Raw genomic sequence first — 1,450 nt, forward strand, 5'->3', positions numbered from 1 at the left:
CACATCGCCTTCGGCACCACCGCCTTGAACGACGACATGGCGACGCTCAAAGAGCTCGCTCGGCTCGCCGCGTTCATCGGCCAGGCGAAGATTCGCGTCATCAAACTAGAGTAGAATAAAGAAGAAATGTTGAGCTGGCTGCAAGGCAAGAAGGACGTCAACCGACTGATCGCCCGGGGGCAGTACGCCAAGGCGATCAAGGTCATTCAGAAGCACCTCCGGGAAGATCCCAAGAGCGTGCATCTGCGCAAGATGCTCGCCGACGTCCTGGAGCGCGACGGCCAGAAGCGGCGCGCGATCGAAGTGCTCGAGGGCCTGGTGCAGGAATTCTCGACCGAGGGTTTCGTCACCAAGGCGATCGCCGTGCTCAAGAAGATCCAGCGCATCGATCCCGGGCAGTCGGACGCCGAGGAGATGCTCGACACCCTGATCAAGATCCGGGGCAGGGACCGGCCGCTCAGGGAAGGCCGCCCGGCGCAGCGGGTCGACGTCCGTGCTCCCGGAGAGAAGCCGCCATCACCTCCCTCCGGAGGGGGGGCAAGGCGATTGATGCCGAAGCTCCGCCTGCGGCCGAAGAAGGCGGAACCACCGCTCGAGGCGGACGACAGCCTCGCGACCTCGGTCATCATGCCCTCGGAGTTCTGGTTCGAGGAGGCGGCGGAGGGGCGCGACGGCTTCAACTGGTCGCCGCTGTTCAACGACTTCTCGAAGACTGAGCTGATGGCGATGATCGGCGGCCTACGTCTGCTGGTCAAGAAGCCGGGCTCGATCGTCTATACCGAAGGCGAGCCCGGGGACAGCCTGTTCGTGCTGTCGAGCGGCTCGGCCAGGGTCTACCACCGGGATCAGACCGGCCACAACGATCAGGTCACGGTCCTGCACGAAGGCGAGGTCTTCGGCACGCCGTCGGTTCTATTCGCCAAACCGCGCAATCGGACCATCATCGCGCTGACCGAATGTGAGCTGCTCGAGCTCGACACAGCGACTTTCGAGGGCGTGGCTCAGACTCACCCGCGGGTGGCCGAGCTGGTCCGGGAGCTGCACGACAAACGAGCGTAGGAGCGACGATGGCGATGATACGATTCCACGGCCGCATGGCTGCTGATCTCGGGTGAGGAGCGACGATGAAGACGATAGAGGCTTCCGTACTCGCATTGTTGGTGATCTCGGCATTGGGACTGGGACCGGACGTCTTCGCGGACGAGCTGCCGGAGGTCGAAGATCGCCAGGTGTTGGGAGCGTTGAGCTACCGGATCCACTGCCTGAACTGTCACGGCAGCTCGGGCACCGGCAACGGCCCGATGGCCGAGCTGCTCAAGATCGTACCGGCTGATCTCACCCGGCTCGCCGCGCGCAACGACGGCGAGTTCCCCGCCCAGCGGATCTATCAGACGATCGACGGCCGCCAGGAGCTCGCGAGCCACGGGTCGCGGGAGATGCCGGTCTGGGG

At 64.4% G+C, this 1,450-nt stretch carries 2 protein-coding genes; both read left to right on the plus strand.

The genetic code is table 11. The features are described 5' to 3' along the window. The first annotated feature begins 126 nt into the window (after positions 1–126). Positions 127–1,059, plus strand: coding sequence for a cyclic nucleotide-binding domain-containing protein (locus GY769_16680; protein ID MCP4203556.1), 933 nt, complete (start codon positions 127–129; stop codon positions 1,057–1,059). Between the two features lie 65 nt (positions 1,060–1,124). Then, on the plus strand, positions 1,125–1,450 hold a 326-nt coding region (locus GY769_16685), incomplete at its 3' end, for a cytochrome c (protein ID MCP4203557.1).

Source organism: bacterium, from assembly GCA_024224155.1.
Lineage (GTDB): Bacteria > Acidobacteriota > Thermoanaerobaculia > Multivoradales > JAHEKO01 > CALZIK01.

Excerpts from the sequence above, each read along its gene's own strand:
- GY769_16680 (MCP4203556.1), top strand. The coding sequence starts at position 127 with ATGTTGAGCTGGCTGCAAGGCAAGAAGGACGTCAACCGACTGATCGCC.